This is a genomic window from Bartonella grahamii ATCC 700132, from assembly GCF_000518085.1.
Lineage (GTDB): Bacteria > Pseudomonadota > Alphaproteobacteria > Rhizobiales > Rhizobiaceae > Bartonella > Bartonella grahamii.
In genome coordinates, this window is the sequence record NZ_JACX01000004.1 from 64,225 (window position 1) to 87,738 (window position 23,514).

Genomic DNA, 23,514 nt, shown 5'->3' on the forward strand with positions numbered 1-23,514 from the left:
AAGATAATAGATCATTTTTCATTAACTTATAGTCCAGTCATTCCAGTTTGCACGAATTTGTGCTAATGAGTGCCCTTGCGCTAAAAAAGCCCATAAAAGTAGACGCGCTTTTACGGCTGATAAATAACCAGACATGAGAGCACCAGAAGCAATCATATCGATTTCTGAGCCTTTATAGCCATAAGTTATACGAGTTGTTGAGCCATTACAACAACGACTAGCAATAATGATTGGTATTTTTTGTGCATATTGTTGTACAAGGTCTGCTTCTTGAAAACTACAGTGTCCTGCACCAAAACCAGCAATAACAACTCCAGCATAATACCCACTTTCAAGGCATAGTTTCATTAATTGTGCATCAGATGATAAAGAGGAATAGAGGAGTGCAATTTGATGATCGTGGTTTTGGGGAAGATCAAACGTTGTCGGAAAAAGCTTTTGATCATTGAAATAAATAAGTTTTCCCTCTAAAATAGTTCCTAAAATACCTGCAAGACCTGATTGAAATGTTTCGACTTTGACGGTATGGCTTTTATAGAGCCAATAAGGTGAATGAATTGTATCATTTATGACAACAAGAACGCCCCTGTTACGACTTTGTGGGGCTGCTGCGACACGAGTGGCTGCTAAAATATTGGCGGGGCCGTCTGCGCCTGCTTCATGAGGCATGCGCATAGCGCCGGTTATGATGAGTGGTTCAGCTTCCTTCCAATAAAGAGAAAGAAAAAAAGCTGTTTCTTCCAGAGTATCAGTCCCTTGTGTTAAAACAATACCTTCTGCACCAGCATTTATTTGTTGTTTTGCCCACTCGATTATTTCAAAAAGAATTTGAAACGATAAAGATCCACTTGGTATTTGCATTAATGTTTGTGCATGAATATCAGCAACGTTATTTAAATCAGGAACACTTTTTATGAGGTTATCTGAAGTTAAAGTCGGTTGCATGTGACCAAAACGATCAGCAGTCATTGCAATTGTTCCACCTAAGGTCCCTATGGCTATTTTTTTCATAATTTTCCTCTAAAAGGCACAAACTGTTTATATAAAGCTATTTAGCAGTAATTTACATTGACAACAATGATATCATTTTTCCATTTTCAACAAATTGAGTTATGCTGAATCATTGTGTTTTGCTGTATATGTTCTTAAATAGGACAATAGTAGTTGAGTTTTACATTGTATGAAAAGAAACCAATATTAAAAAGTAAAGTTAATATTAAGGAGTCTCCTTATGACAGAACATAAGCCAGACATAATGTATGGTACAACAATTATTACGGTACGAAAAGGTGGAAAAGTCGTGATGGCCGGTGATGGTCAGGTCTCTCTTGGGCAGACAATTATGAAAGGTAATGCACGTAAAGTGCGTCGTCTTGGAAAGAACGGAGTGGTTATTGCTGGTTTTGCAGGTGCTACGGCAGATGCTTTCACATTACTGGAAAGATTGGAAACAAAGCTTGAGCAATACCCTGATCAGCTTATGCGTGCATGTGTAGAACTTGCAAAAGATTGGCGAACAGACCGCTATTTGCGTCGTCTCGAAGCAATGATGCTCGTGGCTGATAAGAAAGTAACTTTGGCTCTAACAGGGCTTGGTGATGTTTTAGAACCAGAAGATGGGGTTATGGCAATTGGCTCTGGAGGAAATTTTGCTCTTTCAGCAGCGCGTGCACTCATGGACTTGGATTTGGATGCAGAAACTATTGCTCGTAAAGCTATGGCTATTGCCGCTAAAATTTGTGTTTACACCAATGATCATTTTACGATTGAAACATTGGATGCAGAATTATCTTCTTTAGAGAAAGCTATTTAAATGTGTGTTGTATTTTCCCCTCGTGAAACTGTTTCTGAACTTGATCGCTTTATTATTGGCCAAAATGATGCTAAACGCTCTGTAGCTATCGCACTGCGCAATCGGTGGCGTAGACAACAGCTTGATGAGCCGATGCGTGAAGAAGTTATGCCAAAAAATATTTTAATGATAGGGCCAACAGGTGTTGGTAAAACTGGTATTGCACGTCGATTAGCAAAACTTTCTGGAGCACCCTTTGTTAAAGTAGAAGCGACTAAATTTACTGAAGTTGGTTATGTGGGACGTGATGTTGAGCAAATTATTCGAGATCTTGTTGAAATTGCCATTTCTCTTGTGCGTGAAAAGAAACGGGATGAAATAAAAGAAAAGGCTCACGTGAATGCTGAAGAGCGCGTTTTAGACGCCCTTGTTGGTAAAACAGCCAGTCCCGCTACCCGTGATAGTTTTCGCAAAAAATTGCGTGAAGGTGAATTGGATGAGAAAGAGATTGAAATTGAAGTCGCCGATAATAATAGCAATAGTGCTTCAACCTTTGATATTCCTGGTATGCCTGGGGCACAAATGGGTATTATGAATTTATCAGATATTTTGGGCAAAATGGGTAGTCGTACAAAAGTTCGTAAGACGACAGTAAGGGATGCTTTTAAGCCGCTTATTGATGATGAATCTGAAAAACTCCTTGATCAGGATCAAATTATTCAAGAAGCGCTTCGTGTTGCTGAAAATGACGGGATTGTTTTTATTGACGAGATTGATAAAATTGCAACTAGGGATGGTGGAGCCAGTGCTGCCGTTTCGCGTGAGGGCGTTCAACGTGATCTTTTGCCTTTGGTTGAAGGAACAACGGTTAGTACAAAATATGGGCAAATCAAAACAGATCATATTCTTTTTATTGCCTCAGGTGCATTTCATGTTTCTAAGCCATCTGATTTATTACCGGAACTTCAAGGACGTTTGCCCATCCGTGTGGAGCTAAACCCTTTAACAAGAGAAGATTTACGGCGTATTCTAACGGAACCAGAAGCTAGTTTGATTAAACAATATATTGCTCTTATGGCAACAGAAGAGGTTCATTTGGAAATTACCGATGATGCAATTGATGCTTTAGCAGATATTGCTGTAGATTTAAATGCAAGGATTGAAAATATAGGGGCACGTCGTTTGCAAACAGTGATGGAGCGCGTTTTGGATGAAATTTCTTTCACGGCACCTGATAAAGCTGGAACATCCTTTACAATTGATGCCGCTTATGTGAGAAAATCTATTGGCGAGCTTGCTGCTGATATCGATCTTTCACGTTTTATTCTTTAGAGTTATCGCTTTTTTTCTTTATCTGCGCGCTTCGATAATTTTGAAACCATGGGCTTGTTCATGTATCAACACTGTGCGGAAAATATTTTTTAATAATGTTTCATAAGGCAGGTGGCGGTTTGCAACAAAAAGCAGGCTGCCGCTTGGTTTTAGGCACTTTGCAGCATTTATAATAAAATTTTTTCCTAATGAAATATCTGTCGTTTGTTGCGTGTGAAACGGTGGGTTTGAAATGATTGTGTCATACAGATTTGTGATAGGTTCATGCACAAGGTCGTGCCAATAAAAATGAATTGAAAAAGGAGCTGTTATGGATTTAAGGTGCTGTTTTGCCGTGATCAAAGCGTTGTAGTCTGCTTCATAAAGGTCGAGAGCGGTGAGTTTTTCACTTCTTTCAAGCGCAACGTGAGAAAGATAGCCCCATCCAGCACCAAAATCAGCCGTTTTTCCAGAAATAACTTTGGGCATATAAGAAGCAAGTGCAGCGGATCCTGGATCAATACGTCCGTGTGAGAACATACCAGAAGTGGTTTGAAATGTACCAAAAGTGAGCGGTGGTGAGCGCAATTGTGCAATGTTATATCTCTCAATTTGTTGAGGAACTTGCAACCAAAATACAAGACCGTGATTTTTAGACAATTTGTTGGTGATGGGAACAATTGTTTTGATCCACTTCATCATTGAAGCAGCACCAGCAGTTTTATTCCCACTGATTACAATCCATCCATTGGGTTTAACGCATTCTAATAAATCAAGAAAACAATTTTGGTTAAAACCACGATATTTGCTCAAATGTAAAAATGCACCATCATAGCTGAAGGTTTTATCTATTTGAGGAGAGCAGTGAAATTGAGTATCGACAAATTTTAAAAAATCTGGTCGCCAAGGCGTAATAACTTTTAAATTCTGTGCCCATTCTGGAGCTGGGATTTCTGTTAAACCGAAACTTAACCAACATTGGTTTAGATCAGGATACGGGAGTTCATGATTTTCAAAAGGCAAAAATAATAACACATATGACTCTTTCAAAGAAAAATGCCACTCCAATGTTGGGATGGCATTTCATGATACGATAAGAGGAAAAACTTACTCTTCTTTTTTCTTGCGGCGGCGCTTATTTTCAGGTTGTTTTTTTTCATCCACGCACTTTTCTTCATTCATCACTTTATCACCGGTGATTTCCTTTCCGGTTTTTTGATCAACAACCTTCATTGATAACCGAACTTTTCCACGCTCATCAAAGCCCATTAATTTAACCCAAACTTTGTCACCTTCCTTCACAATATCGGTTGTTTTGGTGACGCGTTCTGATGCAAGCTGAGAGATATGAACGAGTCCATCACGAGAACCAAAGAAGTTTATAAATGCACCAAATTCTGCAGTTTTTACAACTGTTCCTTGGTAGATAGCACCAACTTCAGGCTCATCGACAATAGAATGGATCCAACGTTTTGCTGCTTCAATGGCTTTAGCATCAGCAGAAGCAATTTTAATGGTACCATCATCTTCAATATTAATTTTTGCTCCAGTTTGTTCCACGATTTCCCGAATAACTTTACCACCAGAGCCGATAACATCACGAATTTTATCGACAGAAATATTCATAACTTCGATTCGTGGAGAAAATTCACTCAGCTCAGCACGTGCACTGGTTAAAGCTTTCGCCATCTCATTGAGGATATGGATTCGTCCACCTTTGGCTTGTTCAAGCGCGATTTTCATAATCTCTTCGGTAATACCATCAATTTTGATATCCATTTGCAAGGCAGTAATACCATTTTCTGTTCCTGCGACTTTAAAGTCCATATCTCCAAGATGATCTTCATCCCCTAAAATATCAGATAGAACAGCAAAGCGTTCTCCTTCTTTAATCAAGCCCATAGCAATACCAGCAACAGGGCGTGCTAAAGGAACGCCGGCATCCATGAGAGCAAGTGAGGTCCCACAAACCGTTGCCATAGAAGAAGATCCATTGGATTCAGTGATTTCTGAGACAGCACGAATAGTATAAGGAAAAGATTCTTTCGTTGGCAACATGGGGTGAATTGCTCGCCATGCCAATTTGCCATGTCCAATTTCACGACGACCAGGAGAACCAAGGCGTCCCGTTTCACCCACTGAAAATGGTGGGAAATTGTAATGGAGAAGGAATGTTTCCTTATACATTCCCGTTAAGGAATCAACATATTGTTCATCTTCACCAGTTCCTAGTGTTGCAACGACAATAGCTTGTGTTTCTCCGCGGGTAAAGAGTGCTGATCCATGTGTGCGAGGTAAAATACTTACTTCTGATTGGATAGGGCGCACGGTAGAAAGATTGCGTCCATCAATCCGCTTTTGGGTATCAAGAATATTCCCGCGAACAATTTTTGCTTGCAACTGTTTAAATACGGTTGCAATTTGATCTGCACTAAACTTACAGTCTTCTTCTGTTTCGGGCATAAATTTATTGAGGATTTCTGTCTTTAGTGCATCAATTGCAGCATAACGTTCTTGCTTATCAGTAATTGTGTAAGCCTTTCGTATATCCTGTTCTGCCATTTTCTGCATTGCTTTTTCAAGTTCAGAAAGATCTTCAGGAACAAAATCACGAGGATCTTTTGCAGCAACTTCAGCAAGCTTTATAATGGCATCAAGGACAGGTTGAAGGCCTTTGTGACCAAACATCACAGCACCCAACATGATATCTTCCGGTAATTCTTGTGCTTCTGATTCAACCATCAAAACAGCACTTTCTGTTCCAGCAACAACAAGATCAAGTTTTGATTCAGGCATTTCATCGATATGAGGATTGAGAACATATTGTCCATTACAATAGCCAACGCGGGCACCAGCTATAGGCCCCATGAAAGGAACACCTGACAGGGTCAATGCAGCAGAAGATGCAATCATCGCAAGGATATCGGGATTATTTTCGAGATCATGCTGTATAACGGAAACAATCACTTGCGTATCATTTTTATATCCCTCAACGAAAAGGGGACGAATTGGGCGATCAATCAAACGTGAAACCAAAGTTTCATTTTCACTTGGTCGACTTTCACGTTTTAAATAGCCCCCAGGTATTCTACCAACAGCATAGGATTTTTCTTGATAATTAACAGTGAGTGGAAAAAAATCCTGGTCTGGTTTTGGACTTTTGGCTGATACAACGGTTGCTAAGACAATAGTTTCTCCATAGGTAGCAATCACTGCACCATCAGCTTGACGTGCTATTTTCCCTGTTTCAAGGGTGAGAGGACGCCCAGCCCATTCAATTTCTATCTTGTGCGTTTTGAACATTTTTTATCCTTAATGACCAGTGTTTAAATCTTTGATTGCTCACATTCTGGTTTTGCGTAGCATATTTCCAAGCTCTGGGGTGGACAACATACTTTTTATCTTTGTTGCGAGAAGAGAGAAGTAAACTGCCTTAAATGCGAAATGATGAGCAGTCCTATCCCATAATAACTTGTCAGTTTTTAAATTTTTTAATTAAAAGCAACACGTTGAAAAAATGGGTGGTTTTTTTAAACACCACCACCATTTTTCTTTTAGCGACGCAAACCTAACTTCTTGATAAGTGTCTGATAACGATTTTGGTCAACTCCTTTAAGATAATCAAGAAGGCGCCGGCGTTGAGACACCATCTTCAAAAGACCACGACGAGAATGATTATCCTTTTTGTGAGATTTAAAGTGGTTTGTTAAATTAGAAATACGTTCAGAAAGTACAGCAATCTGTACTTCTGGTGATCCTGTATCACCAACTTTATTTGCGTATTCTGCGACAAGAGCTTGTTTACGTTCAGCTGTAATCGACATCGTATTATCCTTTCCAAAAACGAAGAAACATAAAGTCACCCATAGCCGAGATGTCGTTCAGCAGGGGTCTGTGAGGAAACAAGAAGAGTCAAAGACTCTTACCCATTTTCGTCCTTATATAGGAAAGAAGGTTAAAATACTAGTCCTTTACAGCATTTTGAAGTCTTTCTTTAAATAAAAGCTTTTGTTTTGAAATATTGATTTAAATAGAGTTTTATGAGAAGTTTTTTAAAGAATTATGCATCCTTTTGATACAAAGATTATGAGCGTGTGTGTGCTAACAAAGATGATAAATACCGATTTGGAGGAAAAAGATGCAGAGCATTTCAACATTAAAACTTTTTCGTAATTCGGTATTTCGAAATCTATGGTCATCTACTCTTATTTCTAATTTAGGGGGGCTGATACAGGCTGTTGGAGCAGGGTGGTTAATGGCGTTGATCAGTTCTTCCCATTCCATGGTTGGGCTTGTTCAAAGTGCCACAACATTACCACTTGTTATGTTTTCTTTGATGGCAGGGGCATTAGCGGATAATTTTAATCGGCGTCAAATTATGTTGTGTGCGCAGATTATGATGATGGTCATATCCATGAGTTTATCTGTTCTAGCCTATATGGGATTTCTAACACCTTGGCTTTTGTTATGTTTTACGTTTTTGATTGGATGTGGCACAGCTTTTTATAATCCTTCTTGGCAAGCAACGATAGGAGATATTGTGAGCAGGGAAAATATTCCTGCTGCTGTTAGTTTGAATAGTGTAGGCTTTAATTTGATGCGGAGTGTTGGTCCTGCTATTGGCGGTGCCATCATTGCAACTTTGGGGGCATCTGCTGCCTTTTTGTTTAATGCTATAAGCTATATTCCTCTTATCGGTGCGTTATTTTTCTGGAAGTCGAATTATAAAAAAAACTCATTGCCACGAGAAAGGCTGTTAGGAGCTGTCTCAGATGGTTTGCGTTATGTTGCGATGTCACCTAATCTCCTGAGTATTATGGTCCGAGCGTTCCTGTTTGGTATAGGAGCAATTTCTATTTTAGCACTTTTGCCAATTGTTGCGCATAAAGTTCTTGGAGGAAGTGCCCTTCTTTATGGTACATTGCTCGGTTGTTTTGGGTTAGGAGCCATGACCGCAGGTATTATTAATGCAGTTGTACGGCATCATTTTCGTTCAGAAACAATTATTGCAAGTGCATTTATTGGTTTCGCCTTTTCTTGCTTTTTATTGGGAATCAGCCGTTCACTAATTATAAGCCATATTGCTTTATTTCCTGCAGGTTTATGTTGGGTTTTGGCATTATCATTGTTTAATACATCTGTACAACTCTCTACACCACGCTGGGTTGTTGCACGTTCTTTAGCACTTTATCAAACGGCGTCTTATGGGGGGATGGCTATTGGAAGTGCAATCTGGGGAGGTTTAGCTGATGGTTATTCTCCAACAATTGCTTTGAGTATTTGTTCTCTATTCTTGATTTTTGGTGCTCTTGTGGGGGTAAAATTTAGAATTCAAGAAATTCCTCAGATAGATTTAAATCCTCTTGATCATTTTAGAGAGCCGGAACTATTACTCGACCTCAAAGCAAGGAGTGGCCCGATCATGATAATGATTGATTATCAAATTCATGAAAATGATCTCGAAGAGTTTCTCAAAGTGATGACGCGTCGACGCCATATTCGGTTACGTGATGGTGCGCGTCAGTGGGTTCTTTTACGAGATCTTGAAAGACCTGAGTATTGGACAGAGGCTTATCATATGCCAACATGGGTAGATTATTTACGCCATAATCATCGTCGTACAAAAGCGGATGCAGAAGTCAATAAGCGTTTGCGTCATTTAAATTGTGCTCCTAACGGCATAAGAGTGCATCGTATGATTGAACGCCAAACAATACCCCAAGCCAATGAGATGCTTTTAAAAGCCTCCTCTGATCATCTCCCTTAGGGTTAAAACAGTTTTTGTAAAATATTAAATACGTTAATATTATTTCGATCGATTTGTTAGCATAATCATAACAAAAAATTGCTGTTTAAATGATTAATAAATTGATTTATAATGATTATTTGTCGTTTTTCATGTTGAGTGATAGTCCTAAAAATCTTAAGCTTTTCTCGTTTCAAATCTATTTAGAGTAAATCAGCCCAAATCTTCGCTTGCACATTACAAATGAGGGTTAAAGTGTGAGTAGAAAACGATTGAATAAGAAATAAAAAGCCTCTTATGAATCCTTTCAAACGCAAGGATTGTTGCGACATTAAGAGGAAAAAGTGTGTGGTGGTGTTAGCTTATAGCACTGACTTAAATTTTGATATGAATACGGTAAATATAGACAATGAAAAGCACCATATTTTTCTTAATTGATAGAGAAAAATATCTTTCCGCAAAAGGTAGGTGCGGAAAAGAATCGATTAAATTGTGAAAATCCGCTTCGGTTTAAATAAACTTTTGTCGAGGGTGCCAATGGCAAGAAGTTGTTCTTTATAGAGGACAAAAATCTCATCTTCGTCAAGAGGTACTTTGTGATGACTTAAGAGGATAGAATGACCCTTTATAATTCTCTGTGCTTGAGTTTCATTAAGGATATAGTGAGGGAGGCAATCCAATGCAGCGCTTGTTTCAATTAAGAGCTCATCGAGTGTTGTGAAGTTTTTTTCAAAAGAACGATTATTTTTATCTGTAGTGTTTTTATTTGGCGGAACGGCCGCTTTTAGTTCGTCCCATGTAATGAGATCTTCTTCATCAAAAGGTGCGACAGAAATACGCCTTAAATCAGCAATATGCCCATAGCAACCTAGATCACGTCCCATATCGCGTGCTAAAGAGCGCACATAAGTTCCTTTTCCGCAGGTTATTTCAAAGACAGAGTGCTCTTTGGTAGGCATTTCTAATAATTTGAAAGTTTCTATTTCCACTTCACGGGGCGGAATTTCAACAACTTCCCCTTCACGCGCTAAATCATAGGCACGATTTCCAGCAATTTTTATTGCTGAAAATTGCGGAGGCGTTTGCAAAATAACACCTGTATATTGAGGAAGAAGAGCAAGTATTTCTTCTTGTGTTGGACGTTTGAGAGAAGTTTTCGTTATTTCGCCCTCTAGATCATCTGTTGAACGCTCTTCTCCCCAAGCGATATGAAAACGGTAAGTTTTTTTGCCTTGCATCACGTAAGGGACGGTTTTGGTTGCTTCGCCCAATGCAATGGGAAGGAGACCAGAAGCAAGAGGATCAAGTGTTCCTGCATGTCCTGCTTTTTGTGCATGAAAGAGCCATTTGATTTGTGAGACAGCTTCTGTTGATTTCATTCCTTTTGGTTTATCAAATATGACCCAGCCAGAAACAGGACGCCCTTTTTTTTTGTGTTGCCGTGCCATATCTTTAATCCTCATCTTTATCACTATGGTGAAGATCGCGAGCAACTTCAGGCGAGCGAAGGAGGGCATCAATTTTTGAAAAATTATCAAAACTATTATCAAGTCGGAAACGCAGTTCAGGCATATATTTCATTTGTCGCAACGCATGACTGATTTCTCCACGGAGAAAACGACTATGTTTATTGAGGGTATCAACAACATCGGTATGAGAAACATTTTTAAGAGTGCTGAGAGGTGATACAAAGCAAGTAGCAATTTTTAAATCTGGTGACATGCGTACTTCAGAGACAGAAATAACAATATCTTTCAAGATATCATCAAGCAAAATATCACGCTGTAATATATGCGCTATTGCATGACGTACTTGCTCTGCTACTCTAAGTTGCCGTTGTGATGGCTTTGCATTTTTCATCAAAGTTTTATCCTTGCTACAAGATCTCTTTTTTTGACCATTTAGATAAGGAAAAAAAGATATTGTGTATAAAACCTAATAACCTTCTTCATTTTACAACAGAGTAAAGTTATTGAATTATTTTATAATGTGCGATTAATATGTTCGATACGGAAGATCTCAATGATGTCTCCTGCGCGCATGTCTTCATAATTTTCAAAGGCGATTCCACATTCTTGACCACTTTGCACTTCATTGACTTCATCCTTAAAGCGCTTGAGTGTTTTCAGCTTTCCTTCGTGAATAACGATATTATCGCGGATAAGGCGAACACCGGCTCCTCGTTCTATTTTACCTTCTGTAACACGACATCCTGCAACTTTTCCAATTTTTGTAATGTTAAAGACTTCTAGAATTTCAGCATTACCAAGGAAAGTTTCACGCTGTTCTGGTGAGAGTAATCCAGACATGGCAGCCTTGATATCGTCAACAAGATCATAAATGATGTTGTAATAACGAATTTCAATTCCTTGTGTTTTAGCAAAATCACGTGCTTGCTTATTGGCTCGAACATTAAAGCCAATTACAGCAGAGTTAGAAGCTTCCGCAAGAGAAATATCACTTTCGGTGATCCCTCCAGCACCAGAATGTACAATACGCGCACGAACCTCATCGTTTCCGAGTTTTTCCAATGCTGAAGCGATTGCTTCAATTGATCCTTGCACATCCCCTTTTATAATAAGAGAAAATTCCTTAACACCAGTCGTTTGCAATTTTGTCATCATCTGCTCAAGAGAACCACGCGAACCAGTTTGCCGCGCAACAGCTTTATCACGTGCTAATCGTTGACGGTATTCAGAAATTTCACGTGCTTTTGCTTCATGTGTGACAACAGCAAAACGGTCTCCGGCTTGTGGCGTTCCTTGCATGCCTAAAATTTCAATCGGTGTAGAGGGAACGGCTTCTTTGACATGGCGGCCATGGTCATCAATCAAAGCACGTACACGACCCCATTCATTTCCGGCAACTATAATATCAGAAGGGTGTAATGTACCTTTTTGAACAAGAACTGTTGCAACAGATCCACGTCCGCGATCCAATTTGGCTTCAATGATAACGCCCTCTGCAGTTCGTTGAGAATCTGCTTTCAGATCAAGCATTTCAGCTTGAAGAAGGATAGCTTCGAGAAGTTTATCAAGATTTTGACCAGTTTTAGCAGAAACTTCAACGTCCAAAGTTTCTCCGCCCATAGTTTCAACAAACACTTCATGTTGTAAAAGTTCTGTACGAACTTTTTGTGCATTCGCAGCTGGTTTATCAATTTTGTTGATAGCAACAATGATAGGTACACCAGCGGCTTTCGCATGATTGATTGATTCAATCGTTTGGGGCATAACACTATCATCAGCGGCTACAACGAGAACAGCAATATCGGTAACACGAGCTCCACGTGCGCGCATAGCCGTAAATGCAGCATGTCCTGGTGTATCAATAAAGGTAATTTTTTGACCGTTTTGTTCTACTTGATAGGCACCAATATGCTGCGTAATACCTCCCGCTTCGCCAGAAACAACATTTGCTTTACGAATAGCATCCAAAAGAGAAGTTTTTCCGTGGTCAACATGGCCCATAATGGTTACAACAGGAGGGCGCTGCTGCATGTTTTGAGGATTATCTGTTATATTAAAGATACCTTCCTCTACGTCAGATTCTAAAACACGTTTAACAGTATGGCCAAATTCAACAGCGATGAGTTCGGCAACATCTGCATCAATAACATCGCCAGGTTTCATCATTTGTCCTTGTTTCATCAAGAATTTAATCACATCAACAGAACGCTCAGTCATACGTTGTGCGAGCTCTTGAATGGTAATCGTTTCAGGAAGAACAACTTCGCGAGAAATTTTTTCTCTTGGTTCTTGATTTTGTGCACGCTTAAACTTTTCCTGTCTACGCCGCATTGCAGCCATTGAGCGTCCACGTGCGCTTCCTTCTTCATCCAGTGCACTATTCAGAGTTAGCTTTCCGCGTCGCCGCTCATCAGCTCCTTTGACAACTTTTGGTACACGTATTTCTGATTTAGCAGGATTAGCACGTCGACTATGCCGTTCTTCCTCTTTATTTTCATCTATTTTGCGTTTTTCAACCACAGTTGTGTTTTTAGGCGCAATAGGAATATCTGTCTGTTCAATGAGAGGAGGAACAGGGGGAGCCTGTACTGGCGATATTTCTTCTTCTTGTTGGAGATGTATTTCTTTTTCTTTAATTTCTTGCTGTAAAATTTCTTCACGCTCTTTAGCGCGTCTTGCGTCTTCTTCGGCTTGTTCTCGCGTTATTCTTTCTTGGATATGTGCTTCTTCTAATGCGCGAAGTCTCGCTTCCATTTCAGTCGATGAAAGATTGCTTTTGGTCACAGATTCTTGAGGCTTTTTTCCCTCAAAACGCGGCTTAGAGCGCTGGGGGGCCACATGTGGCTTTGTAATGGGCTGTGGGGTTTCAGCTTTTTCATCAGGTCGCGTAATTTTACGCCGTTTGGTTTCGACAACGACAGCCTTCGTACGGCCATGGCTAAAATTTTGTTTGACCGTGCTCGTTTCCAAGACAGACCGCTTGAGAGTTAGTGTCTTCTTGACTGTTGTTTTGTCGTTGTTATTTTCACTCATTGTATTTCCTTCACGGCTTGTGCCGTCATCTCACTAGGCTTACTATGCTTGTCGTCACGATAGCTGATCAATTTATATGTCGTTTTGAGAAATCCCTCAGCAGCTTTTGTGTCCAGTAAGGCCGCATGCATTACAGGATTAGAGCCAAAAGCCACTCGCATTTCATCACTTGTAAATAAAGATATGGTTTTTATAGTCCGATTTGTTTGTTGTTGTATTGAATGGATGGCCTGTGCAATTTTTCGTTTCCCATCTTCTGTTGTTTCTTTAGCATGAAGTACAAGAATAACTTTACCAGAGCGGATAGCAGCATCAACCTTTGTTGCTCCCATAACAATTGCTCCCGCTTTTCGTGCCATGGAAAGGCTTGAAAGAGCGGCTTTTAGTAAAAGCGTATCAACAACATGCACAAGATTTGGTGCAACCTCAACATCTGTTTTAAAATTTCTATGAAAAGCTTTCTGTTTGATTGCTTTCTCAATAACAGCATGATGGGCAGAAATCCAAACGCCACGCCCTGGTAAATTCGCTTTAAGATCAGGAACAATTTGATTATTGGGACCAATAACAAAACGGATCAGCGTTTGTGCTGAAGCATTTTTTCTGGTCACAATGCAAGTCCGTTCATTCATTTAAAGTGTATCCACATCCAAATCATCTGTTTTTTCATTTTCTGCAGAATTTTCATCTTCTACAGGATTTTCTGTAACAAGATCAACTTGGTCTATCCAGCCTGCTTGTACACGTGCGGCTAAAACCATAGCTTCTGCATCCGCGCGTGTAATGTCAAAAGGGGTTAAAATACCAGAAAAATTCTGTGTTTGACCTTCTTTGCGTTCTCTCCAACCAGCTAAATCATCAACGGCATAGCCAGCAAAGTCTTCTATTGTTTTTACACCATCCTCACCTACAGCAACCAACATAGCACTTGTCATTCCAGGAAGTGTTCGCAATTCGTCAGAAACTCCGAGTTTTTTACGTTTTTCATCAAGTTCTTTTTCTTGATGATCAAGATATTCGCGGGCACGACTTTGGATTTCAGCGGCGGTATCATGGTCAAAACCATCAATAGAAGCGATTTCTTCAAGATCAATATAGGCGATTTCTTCAATAGAAGAAAAACCCTCCGATGCCATAACTTGCCCGATCATTTCGTCAACCTCTAAGGCTTCCATAAACAATTTACTCCGTTCAGTAAATTCTTTTTGACGATTTTCAGATTCTTCCTTTTCCGTTAAAATATCAATGTTCCATCCTGTTAGTTGCGAAGCCAAGCGAACATTTTGTCCACGTCGTCCAATAGCAAGGCTAAGTTGATCATCTGGCACAATAACTTCAATCCGTTCAGCATCTTCATCAAGGATGATTTTAGAAACTTCAGCAGGTTGCAGTGCATTAACGACAAATGTTGCCGCATCAGGTGACCAAGGAATAATATCAATTTTTTCGCCTTGTAATTCAGCAACAACAGCTTGTACACGACTTCCTCGCATTCCAACGCATGCTCCAACAGGATCAATGGAACCATCGCGTGAAACAACGGCGATTTTAGCCCGTGAACCTGGATCACGAGCAACAGATTTGATTTCTATAATACCATCATAAATTTCTGGCACTTCCATAGTGAAAAGTTTTACCATAAATTGGGGATGTGTGCGTGAAAGGAAAATTTGCGGACCACGCGTTTCACGGTGTACATCATTGACAAAAGCACGAATACGATCTCCATAGCGGAATGATTCACGAGGAATTAATTCATCACGGCGCACAATAGCTTCACCACGCCCGAGATCAACGATAACATTACCGTATTCCACCCGCTTAACTGTACCAGAAATAATTTCACCAACTTTATTTTTGAATTCTTCATATTGCTGTTCACGTTCTGCGTCGCGTACTTTTTGTACAATAACCTGTTTAGCAGATTGTGCTGCGATACGTCCAAAATCCATAGGAGGTAAAAGATCAGCAAAAAAATCACCAATTTTTGCTTCTGCTTGATGTTTAAGAGCATCAGACAAAGTAATTTCCGTTGTATAGTCTTCAACGACATCAACGATTTTAAGCAGGCGCTGTAATTTAATTTCACCTGTTTTAGAATTGATTTCAGCACGGATATTTGTTTCTTGACCATAACGAGAACGTGCTGCTTTTTGAATAGCATCAGCCATCGCAGAAATGACAATTTCACGGTCGATTGACTTTTCACGTGCAACAGCATCTGCAATTTGCAGAATCTCAAGCCTGTTAGCGCTTGTAGCCATCAATTTTCTCCTTCTTTGTGCCACACGATGGGTATTTCCCAGTGATATTATTTTTTGAAATTGAGCGTCTGTATAGAGTCGTTAGCTTTCTCTTCAGCAATGAATTGTTGACTTAACTCTTTATTTTTTTTCAATGCATCGCGAATAAGCTCATCGGTAAGCACTAAATGCGCATTTATGATATCACAAAAGGAAATAGGGGTATACATGGCTTCTCCATAAGCAGCTTTATCAGTGTTTAAAATAAATCCATCTTGCGTGATATTTGTAAGTGTCCCGCGAAATTTTCGGCGCCCATCAATTGTTATTTTGGTTTCAATTTTTGCAAGATGCCCTTGCCAATGAAAAAAGTCAGATTTCCTTACCAATGGACGATCAATTCCAGGTGATGAGATTTCTAAATGATATTTGCGTTCAATAACATTTTGTACATCAAGAAGGGGGGAAACAGTTCGACTAACAGTTTCACAATCTTCTACGGTCATAGAACCATCGGCACGTTCAACCATAATTTGAAGTGTTAAACCATTTTGACCAAGAAGTTTCACACGAACCAAACGAAAACCTAAAGGTTTAAGTAGTGGTATGACAAGAGCAGCAACCTGTGCTTCGATACCATCTTCTTCAAACAGGCGTGGTTCGTCAAGATTGCTTATTTTTTCAGCTTCGTTCATACATTTTATCCAAGTTATTTTCATCAGTTTTATGATATTAAAAAAGAGCGGGTCCAACGGCCCACCCTTCATCATAAGACCAAGAATTTAGCTATTGATACTCTTAAATTCAAAATTTTTCAAGTTGTTTATGAGAAAAGCGCTTGATCATTTATTTCTTGATAAAGGTAAGATAAGCTGGCGTCCGTCCTTCGCGTAAAGCTTTTGCTTCATAGCGGGTTCCTTTCCATAGTGGATAAGGGAGTTTCCAGTCTTGAGGGCTTTCTGCTTTCCATTCAAAGTGATCATGTTGTGCACAATGGTACAAAGTCCAGTTTACATAACTGTCTATATCGCTAGCAAAGCGAAAAATTTTCCCTATTTTAAGAACACGAGCAAAACGGTTAAGATTTTTTATGTTGATGAAACGTCGTTTCCAGTGTTTCTTTTTCGGCCAAGGATCAGGATAAAAGAGGTCTATTCCATCAAGCGAGTTATCAGGGAGCCAATCAAGGAGGCGTGTAGCATCATCATTATAGAGGCGAAGATGATTTTGATAGTTTTGATGCTGTTCAAGGGACAACAATATTTTTGCCATGCCATTGATAAAGGGCTCGACGCCGATAAAACCGGTTTTTGGAAAATATTCCATTTCATGAAGTAAATGTTCACCTCCACCAAAGCCGATTTCAAGTCGAATTTCTCTTACTTTGCTTGAAAATAAGGATGTAAGGTTTGAGGGAGGAGGGACATTTAAATCAATATTTAAATTGGGGAGAAGCATTTTTATACGTGTAAGCTGACTGTTTCGAAGTTGTTTTCCTTGTCGGCGTCCAAAAAATGCTTCACTCTTGCGTGTATTATATTTAATCATGGGATTTGGATCATTGTTTGAAGCGTTTTCACGAGATCAGTTTTTTCCCATGAAAACGAACCATCGTGTTTTGGTTTTCGCCCAAAATGACCATAGGCAGCTGTTTTCGCATAAATAGGTTTATTGAGGTCAAGATGTTTTCGAATACCGGTAGGTGAAAGGTCCATTATTTTGCGAATGGCTGCTTCAATAACTTTTTCATCGACTTTTCCTGTTCCGTGAAGATTGAGATAAATAGATAAAGGTTGTGCAATACCAATTGCATAAGAGAGTTGAATGGTGCATCGCTCTGCTAAATGAGCAGCAACAATATTTTTAGCCAGATAGCGTGCCGCATAAGCTGCAGAACGATCAACTTTTGTTGTATCTTTTCCTGAAAAAGCACCGCCTCCATGGGGTGCTGCACCTCCATAAGTATCCACAATAATTTTGCGTCCTGTTAATCCGGCATCGCTTTGAGGACCACCAATGACAAATTTTCCTGTTGGATTAATATACCAACTGCATTGATCTGCAATGGGAATGTCATGTAAAGCTTGACGAATGTAAGGTTCAACCACTGTACGTACCTTGTTGGAATCCCAGCTTTCATCGAGGTGCTGCGTTGAAAGAACAATGGATGTGACCTCTATCGGTTTTCCATTTTTATAGCGTATGGTTATTTGGCTTTTAGCATCTGGTCCTAATTTTCCAGCTTCTCCCTCTCCTTTATGACGGGCTGCGGCAAGAAGTTTGAGAATTTTATGCGCATAATAAATTGGCGCAGGCATGAAATCAGGTGTTTCACGGCAAGCATATCCAAACATGATGCCTTGATCACCTGCTCCTTCTTCACCATGCCGATCCGTAGCATTATCAACCCCTCTTGCTATGTCAGCTGATTGAGGGCGCAAAAGAACATCAATTTTAACAGTTTTCCAATGGAATCCTGTTTGTTCATAGCCAATGGTACGAATAGCACGGCGCGCTGCTGTACGAAAACGCGTAGGATTAATGAGTGGAAAGCCAGTTTCATCATAGATAAATTCTTTATTTTTATCTTTTTTTAATAGCGTATCGGGAACACGCACTTCACCAGCGATAACAACACGGTTGACACTGACGAGAGTTTCACAGGCAACGCGTATTAACCATGGATCAGTACCAGTCTTTTCAGCTTCTTTATAGATCATATCAACGATTTCATCGGAAATACGATCACAAATTTTATCAGGATGTCCTTCCGATACCGATTCGCTCGTAAAAAGATAATCTTGATGCGGCATAGGAACTCCTTCAAAAAAGAAAATCAACGATTTAATTAATTTCTTACTAAAGTTGTCACGATTTGCTAATTCTACAGCAAATCGTCAATGAAAATTTATATGAATAAAAGAGAAAAGATATAATTTTAATTTATAGCTTATTTGTCAAATCTTCCTCAGAAAGTGCTTTTGCCAAATCAATAATTTTTCGACGCACTTTAGCATCAGATATATTTGTAAAAGCGCGCATGAGCTGAATCCCTTCGCTGCTAGAACAAAAGTCTATAAAATTGTGATCACTTTCAGCAAAACCCTCTACTTGTTGGGAGGTAATACCTTTATCAAAAAAATAAGAAACAGGAACATCCATAATTTCCGCTATCGCTTGAAGACGACTGGCACCAATACGGTTTGTTCCTTTTTCATATTTTTGGATTTGCTGAAAAGTAATTCCTAATTTTTCACCTAGTTTCTCTTGAGTGAGTCCTAAAATATTACGACGTAAACGGATACGAGTTCCAACATAGATATCTATAGGGTCAGGTTTTTTTCTAGTTTCGGTCATAATGCAACTCTTTATTTCCAGCACTTTTCTTCTAAACCAACATCATATTTATGCGCAGCTGATTTATCATATAATTAAAATAATATGTAATATTTTTTCCCAATATTACTGGTAAACGCAACATAATACCGTACAAAGGGCACTTGAATCATTTAAGCTGTTTTGTAGAACCAAAACCAACACGACACAATAGCATAAGGATGAATAAGATAAAAGTAGAGAAAGTTCTGTATTCATTGCTTCCTATAGGGGTAATGGATGATGGAACTTGTGAATCAATAATGCCCACAGCATTTTGTTGAAGAGCTACAACGATTCGTCCATAAGAATCAATAACAGCTGATATTCCATTATTGGCTGCTCGTATGAGGGGGATTCCCAGTTCAACGGCACGAAGTTGTGCTTGTTGAAGATGTTGATAGGGTCCAGGTGTTACACCAAACCATGCATCATTTGTAATATTAATAATTGCTTGAGGCGAGGAGCCTTTAAAAGTTATTTCATGGGGAAATATTGCTTCATAACAAATCAAGGGTAGATAAGAAAATCCGTTTGGCATTGTAACAATTTTGCGCACACTTGCAGCACTATATCCACCAATATTATCGGCAAGGGTACGCAATCCAATTTTTTTCAATAAATCCTGATAAGGAAGATATTCACCAAAAGGAACCAAATGAAGTTTATCGGAAGTATTTAAAATATTACCTTGAGCATTAATGACTGCAATTGTATTAAAATATTGTGTTTGGGAATGAGGTAGATCATTGCTGGCTCGTATTGCTCCGATAATAGCCCATTGTTTAGGTTTTAAAAGAGAGGCAATGCGCATTGTGATAGATGAGTTATCATAGAGAAGGTAAGGAACGGAAGCTTCGGGCCATACGATAAAATCGGGTTCTGAATTTTGGTCGGTTGTTGGCATTGCACTTAGATTCATATGCGCTTCCAACATAGCTTCTCGTGTATTATCACGCAATTTTATATTTTGTTGGATGGAAGGTTGAACAATGCGCACCCAATAAGAACTTTTTTGATTTTCAGCTGTGTTTTCTATAGTATGAAGACGATAAAACCCAAAACCACTGTGAATGAATATAAGTGATAAGCAAAGAGAAAGTGCCACTTTCTTTTTTTCATCTGTTAATAAAACAGTTGGCAAACTGTAGGCTAAGACAGCAAGAATATTCATTCCATAAAGTCCCACGATTGCATCAGATTGCATGAACATTGGGGTTGGCATGGCTGTATAGCCAAGAGCATTCCATGGAAATCCTGTGAATAAAAACGCACGCAACCACTCGGACAATCCTAATGCAAAGGCTAAAACAAAAAAGCGTGCTATTCCTTTTGTCCATAATAAACCAACAATGAAACCAGAAAAAAACCAATAAAGAGAAAGGTAGAGTGGAGGAACTAAAATGGCTAATGGGACTGCCCAACCAAAAGAATCTGGATCTGTTAACAAAGCATTGCATAGCCACCAAAGTCCGCAAATAAAATAACTAAAACCAAAGGTTCCACAGCTTAAAGCGTAAATAAAAAAATGTTTTTTATTGTTTTTTGCGGCCCGTATTGAGTCAAGTAAAACAATAAAGAGAGGGAAAGTTAAAAAGCAAAGAGGTGTCAAATAAAAGGGTGGAAGTGCAAAAGAAGTAAGAGCACCACACAGAAATATCCATGCTTGGCGCTTCCAACCGGTAACAGAGGACAAAAAAACGATGAAATTGTTTAAAAACGCTGGACTATTCTTTAGGGATGACATTATTCTCAAGATTCTCATTTTTTGGAATGCGAAAAATACGCAATCGCTTAATCCGGCGTTTATCAGCTTCTAAAATACGAAATCTATAACCAGGTACAGCTTCGACAATTTCACCTTTGGCAGGAATGCGATCAAGAATGGAGACGATCAAACCACCAATCGTATCAACATCATCACCATATTCCCCTACGATAAAATCAGGACCAAGAGCTTTCTCCACATCTTCTAGTTCAGTTCTTGCATCAACGAGCCATTTATTGTTTGGTTCACGTACGATAGCATTGTCGACATTATCATGTTCATCTTCGATATCACCAACGACCAATTCAACAATATCCTCCATTGAAACGAGACCATCTGTTCCCCCATGTTCATCAATAACTAAAGCCATTTGAGTTCGTGTAGTTTGCATTCGTGTTAATAATTTGCTTGCAAGCATGGAACTTGGAACAAAGAGAACAGTTCGGATCAGATCCAATTCACCGATTGGGGTATGTAAGTCTGTATGGTTTAATTGAAGCAAATCGGATTTCTGTTCGGTTTTTGTTGGGTTGACAATAAAGCGTGTCATATAGTTAAGAATATCGCGGATGTGAATCATGCCGCGCGGATCATCTAAAGTTTCAGCATAAACAGGTAAGCGAGAATGACCAATTTTTGCGAAACATTTAAGGGTTTCTCCAAGTGAAGTGTTTATTTCCAGTGCTTCGATTTCAGAACGTGGTATCATAACATCATCCACGCGTGCTTCACGTAAGCGTAAAATATTATGCAACATAGTACGTTCTTCAGGTGAGAAGAGGGCAGTGTCTTTTTCATTGTCAGTCGTGAGTGCAACGGTAAGATCATCGCGCAGTGATGTAGACACACAATTACGACCCCGTAAGAATGAAAACAAATGATTCATCAGAGAATATTTTTCTGTATGATTCGTCTGTTGAGAGGTTTTTTTTTCATTATTAGAAGATGTTTGACTATTATTTTGTGCATTTGTTTTGTTTGTCATGGTTTTGAAATCTTCTAAACTTTCTTTTTATAATTAGGTGAATGAGAGGCTTTAAATGGTATGCTCGTAATATTGATTTTAAAAGTTAAATTTTATCATTTACAGACAATTCAGCGTAAGGATCTTTTATGGAAAGCTTTTGCAGAATTTCTCTTTCGAGCTTTTCCATTTGATATGCTTCATTATCAGTTTCATGGTCATAGCCAAGCAGATGCAAGATACCATGAACAATCATATGCGTTAAATGGTCTTGAAATGTTTTTCCTTGTTTTTCTGCTTCGAGAACAACAGTCTCTCGCGCAATAATAATATCACCGAGCATGGGACCAGGAGGATTTCCAGCTTTAAGTGGAAAAGCAGGAAAGGATAATACATTAGTAGATTTGTTTTTGTTGCGCCATTGTGCATTGATTTGTGCCATATGTTTATCATCCGTAAAAAGCAGGCTAATCTCGCTTACAACATTTGCCAATGAAACATGATGCATAGTCGTCATTAATGCTTTTTCAGTGATATTATAAAGCATTTTCTCATCATTCCACCCTCCGCTTTTAACCATTATATCAATAATAATCATGATGAATCAAATTCATTTTTTAATGCACCGCATGCGAATGATTTTTTTTTATTTTGTATTTCGGAATCGCGATCATAAGCACGAACGATAGCAGCAACAAGTGGATGGCGTATAACATCTTTTTCATCAAAATGTACAATTGCAATATTTTCTACATTTGAAAGAATGCGAATTGCTTCAATGAGACCTGATTTTTGCCCTGTAGGCAAATCAATTTGGCTTACGTCACCGGTAACAATCATACGTGTTCCTTCTCCAAGACGTGTGAGGAACATTTTCATTTGCATGGGCGTAGTATTTTGTGCCTCATCAAGAATAACAGCAGCATGGGCAAGTGTTCGTCCGCGCATAAAGGCAAGAGGAGCAATTTCTATGACACCAGAAGCTAAAATGCGTTCTATTTTTTCAGCGGGCATCATATCATAAAGAGCATCATAAAGTGGTCGTAAATATGGGTCGACTTTTTCTTTGAGATCACCGGGAAGAAAACCAAGATGTTCTCCAGCTTCAACAGCCGGACGTGAGAGAATAATTCGCTCAATGATACCACGTTCTAGAAGCATTGCAGCATGAGCAACAGCAAGATACGTTTTGCCTGTTCCTGCTGGTCCTACACCAAACACAAGTTCAGTATGCTCCATAGCGCGTATGTAAGCATCTTGTATTGGAGTTCTTGCATGAATTATTTTTTTATGGGTACTCAACCGTGCTGGTATACGTTTCGTTGCAGATTTGTGTGTTATTGTGTCTTCTTTCTGCTTCTTTGGTATATTTGCCATAGCAAGCGCTCCTTTTATATCTGATAAAGTGAGCTCTTGGTGTGTTTTGGTACGTTCATAAAGTTGCTGTAATACATATTGCGCACGTTTTATAACAGAAATATTTCCACGGATTAAGACTTCATTACCACGCGGATGAATACTAAGTTCAAGTTTTTTTTCGATATAAGCGAGATTTTCGTCAAATTTACCAAAAACTGCTTTTGCATATTTATTATTTTCGAAAATCAAAACAACTTGGCTCGGATCTGAAGCGCTTGTTTGTTTCAAGGTATCAGCCTTTTCAAGGGACATATTTACTTTTTCTTTAATACGCTTTATTTTTTCGGTTGAAGCTTTCAGCCTATTCTCCATATCTACATAAATATTGCACGTTTTGTTAAGTAAATTCTATAAAAGACATTTTTTTAAAAAAGTGCACGTTTTAGATGTAATC

20 protein-coding genes are annotated in these 23,514 nt (G+C 39.1%); 3 read left to right on the forward strand and 17 right to left on the reverse strand.

The features are described 5' to 3' along the window. Window positions 1-21 precede the first annotated feature (21 nt). Window positions 22-1,011: an asparaginase gene (locus U736_RS0101655; protein ID WP_012754620.1), complete on the reverse strand. Its 990-nt coding sequence runs from the start codon at window positions 1,009-1,011 to the stop codon at window positions 22-24. 220 nt (window positions 1,012-1,231) lie between these two features. Here U736_RS0101655 and hslV point away from each other — a divergent pair, with 220 nt between their 5' ends. Then, on the forward strand, window positions 1,232-1,813 hold the full coding sequence (gene hslV / locus U736_RS0101660; protein ID WP_012754621.1) for an ATP-dependent protease subunit HslV: 582 nt from the start codon (window positions 1,232-1,234) through the stop codon (window positions 1,811-1,813). After that, window positions 1,814-3,124, forward strand: a complete 1,311-nt coding sequence (gene hslU, locus U736_RS0101665; RefSeq protein WP_012754622.1) for an ATP-dependent protease ATPase subunit HslU — start codon at window positions 1,814-1,816, stop codon at window positions 3,122-3,124. A gap of 18 nt (window positions 3,125-3,142) precedes the next feature. Here the strand turns inward: hslU and U736_RS0101670 are convergent, their stop codons facing one another. From U736_RS0101670 to rpsO, 3 genes are all read right to left on the reverse strand, one after another. After that, the gene (locus tag U736_RS0101670) at window positions 3,143-4,138 is read right to left on the reverse strand and encodes a class I SAM-dependent methyltransferase (RefSeq protein ID WP_026500204.1); all 996 of its coding nucleotides are present in this window, start codon (window positions 4,136-4,138) and stop codon (window positions 3,143-3,145) included. Between the two features lie 72 nt (window positions 4,139-4,210). Further along, on the reverse strand, window positions 4,211-6,406 hold the full coding sequence (gene pnp / locus U736_RS0101675; RefSeq protein WP_026500205.1) for a polyribonucleotide nucleotidyltransferase: 2,196 nt from the start codon (window positions 6,404-6,406) through the stop codon (window positions 4,211-4,213). A gap of 251 nt (window positions 6,407-6,657) precedes the next feature. Next, window positions 6,658-6,927, reverse strand: coding sequence for a 30S ribosomal protein S15 (gene rpsO / locus U736_RS0101680; protein ID WP_005774142.1), 270 nt, complete (start codon window positions 6,925-6,927; stop codon window positions 6,658-6,660). A 314-nt stretch (window positions 6,928-7,241) separates the two neighbouring features. On the opposite strand from rpsO, the gene U736_RS0101685 reads away from it, so the two are divergent. After that, on the forward strand, window positions 7,242-8,870 hold the full coding sequence (locus tag U736_RS0101685) for an MFS transporter (protein WP_012754625.1): 1,629 nt from the start codon (window positions 7,242-7,244) through the stop codon (window positions 8,868-8,870). Between the two features lie 464 nt (window positions 8,871-9,334). On the opposite strand, the gene truB is transcribed toward U736_RS0101685, so the two are convergent. From truB to U736_RS0101750, 13 genes are all read right to left on the reverse strand, one after another. Next, window positions 9,335-10,297 (reverse strand): tRNA pseudouridine(55) synthase TruB, encoded by a 963-nt coding sequence (truB, locus tag U736_RS0101690; protein ID WP_012754626.1) that lies wholly within the window; start codon window positions 10,295-10,297, stop codon window positions 9,335-9,337. Window positions 10,298-10,301: 4 nt separating this feature from the next. Next, complete coding sequence (gene rbfA / locus U736_RS0101695; protein ID WP_012754627.1) at window positions 10,302-10,709, reverse strand: 30S ribosome-binding factor RbfA; 408 nt, start codon at window positions 10,707-10,709, stop codon at window positions 10,302-10,304. A 122-nt stretch (window positions 10,710-10,831) separates the two neighbouring features. Beyond that, window positions 10,832-13,351, reverse strand: a complete 2,520-nt coding sequence (infB, locus tag U736_RS0101700; protein ID WP_012754628.1) for a translation initiation factor IF-2 — start codon at window positions 13,349-13,351, stop codon at window positions 10,832-10,834. Further along, complete coding sequence (locus U736_RS0101705; RefSeq protein ID WP_012754629.1) at window positions 13,348-13,983, reverse strand: RNA-binding protein; 636 nt, start codon at window positions 13,981-13,983, stop codon at window positions 13,348-13,350. The genes infB and U736_RS0101705 overlap by 4 nt, the downstream gene beginning before the upstream one ends. Further along, window positions 13,984-15,615, reverse strand: a complete 1,632-nt coding sequence (gene nusA, locus U736_RS0101710) for a transcription termination factor NusA (RefSeq protein WP_012754630.1) — start codon at window positions 15,613-15,615, stop codon at window positions 13,984-13,986. Between the two features lie 47 nt (window positions 15,616-15,662). After that, window positions 15,663-16,313, reverse strand: coding sequence for a ribosome maturation factor RimP (gene rimP / locus U736_RS0101715; protein ID WP_012754631.1), 651 nt, complete (start codon window positions 16,311-16,313; stop codon window positions 15,663-15,665). 127 nt (window positions 16,314-16,440) lie between these two features. Next, a complete protein-coding gene (locus U736_RS0101720) occupies window positions 16,441-17,142 on the reverse strand; it encodes a tRNA (guanine(46)-N(7))-methyltransferase TrmB (protein WP_012754632.1) in 702 nt (233 codons plus the stop codon). Further along, entirely contained in the window at window positions 17,139-18,407 is a 1,269-nt protein-coding gene (gene metK, locus U736_RS0101725; RefSeq protein WP_012754633.1) for a methionine adenosyltransferase, read from the reverse strand. The genes U736_RS0101720 and metK overlap by 4 nt, the downstream gene beginning before the upstream one ends. A gap of 130 nt (window positions 18,408-18,537) precedes the next feature. Next, a complete protein-coding gene (locus U736_RS0101730; protein ID WP_012754634.1) occupies window positions 18,538-18,951 on the reverse strand; it encodes a helix-turn-helix domain-containing protein in 414 nt (137 codons plus the stop codon). Window positions 18,952-19,099: 148 nt separating this feature from the next. Further along, the gene (gene lnt / locus U736_RS0101735) at window positions 19,100-20,734 is read right to left on the reverse strand and encodes an apolipoprotein N-acyltransferase (RefSeq protein WP_012754635.1); all 1,635 of its coding nucleotides are present in this window, start codon (window positions 20,732-20,734) and stop codon (window positions 19,100-19,102) included. Further along, window positions 20,697-21,722: a hemolysin family protein gene (locus U736_RS0101740; protein WP_012754636.1), complete on the reverse strand. Its 1,026-nt coding sequence runs from the start codon at window positions 21,720-21,722 to the stop codon at window positions 20,697-20,699. The genes lnt and U736_RS0101740 overlap by 38 nt, the downstream gene beginning before the upstream one ends. A gap of 85 nt (window positions 21,723-21,807) precedes the next feature. After that, a complete protein-coding gene (gene ybeY, locus U736_RS0101745) occupies window positions 21,808-22,299 on the reverse strand; it encodes an rRNA maturation RNase YbeY (protein WP_012754637.1) in 492 nt (163 codons plus the stop codon). Beyond that, window positions 22,296-23,420, reverse strand: a complete 1,125-nt coding sequence (locus U736_RS0101750) for a PhoH family protein (RefSeq protein WP_026500207.1) — start codon at window positions 23,418-23,420, stop codon at window positions 22,296-22,298. The genes ybeY and U736_RS0101750 overlap by 4 nt, the downstream gene beginning before the upstream one ends. Window positions 23,421-23,514: the final 94 nt, after the last annotated feature.

Excerpts from the sequence above, each read along its gene's own strand:
- infB (WP_012754628.1), bottom strand. The coding sequence starts at position 13,351 with ATGAGTGAAAATAACAACGACAAAACAACAGTCAAGAAGACACTAACT.
- rpsO (WP_005774142.1), bottom strand. The coding sequence starts at position 6,927 with ATGTCGATTACAGCTGAACGTAAACAAGCTCTTGTCGCAGAATACGCA.
- hslU (WP_012754622.1), top strand. The coding sequence starts at position 1,814 with ATGTGTGTTGTATTTTCCCCTCGTGAAACTGTTTCTGAACTTGATCGC.
- U736_RS0101730 (WP_012754634.1), bottom strand. The coding sequence starts at position 18,951 with ATGACCGAAACTAGAAAAAAACCTGACCCTATAGATATCTATGTTGGA.
- metK (WP_012754633.1), bottom strand. The coding sequence starts at position 18,407 with ATGCCGCATCAAGATTATCTTTTTACGAGCGAATCGGTATCGGAAGGA.
- lnt (WP_012754635.1), bottom strand. The coding sequence starts at position 20,734 with ATGAGAATCTTGAGAATAATGTCATCCCTAAAGAATAGTCCAGCGTTT.
- rbfA (WP_012754627.1), bottom strand. The coding sequence starts at position 10,709 with ATGAAAAATGCAAAGCCATCACAACGGCAACTTAGAGTAGCAGAGCAA.
- nusA (WP_012754630.1), bottom strand. The coding sequence starts at position 15,615 with ATGGCTACAAGCGCTAACAGGCTTGAGATTCTGCAAATTGCAGATGCT.
- U736_RS0101740 (WP_012754636.1), bottom strand. The coding sequence starts at position 21,722 with ATGACAAACAAAACAAATGCACAAAATAATAGTCAAACATCTTCTAAT.
- ybeY (WP_012754637.1), bottom strand. The coding sequence starts at position 22,299 with ATGATTATTATTGATATAATGGTTAAAAGCGGAGGGTGGAATGATGAG.
- rimP (WP_012754631.1), bottom strand. The coding sequence starts at position 16,313 with ATGAAAATAACTTGGATAAAATGTATGAACGAAGCTGAAAAAATAAGC.
- hslV (WP_012754621.1), top strand. The coding sequence starts at position 1,232 with ATGACAGAACATAAGCCAGACATAATGTATGGTACAACAATTATTACG.
- truB (WP_012754626.1), bottom strand. The coding sequence starts at position 10,297 with ATGGCACGGCAACACAAAAAAAAAGGGCGTCCTGTTTCTGGCTGGGTC.
- U736_RS0101705 (WP_012754629.1), bottom strand. The coding sequence starts at position 13,983 with ATGAATGAACGGACTTGCATTGTGACCAGAAAAAATGCTTCAGCACAA.
- U736_RS0101720 (WP_012754632.1), bottom strand. The coding sequence starts at position 17,142 with ATGATTAAATATAATACACGCAAGAGTGAAGCATTTTTTGGACGCCGA.
- U736_RS0101655 (WP_012754620.1), bottom strand. The coding sequence starts at position 1,011 with ATGAAAAAAATAGCCATAGGGACCTTAGGTGGAACAATTGCAATGACT.
- U736_RS0101685 (WP_012754625.1), top strand. The coding sequence starts at position 7,242 with ATGCAGAGCATTTCAACATTAAAACTTTTTCGTAATTCGGTATTTCGA.
- pnp (WP_026500205.1), bottom strand. The coding sequence starts at position 6,406 with ATGTTCAAAACGCACAAGATAGAAATTGAATGGGCTGGGCGTCCTCTC.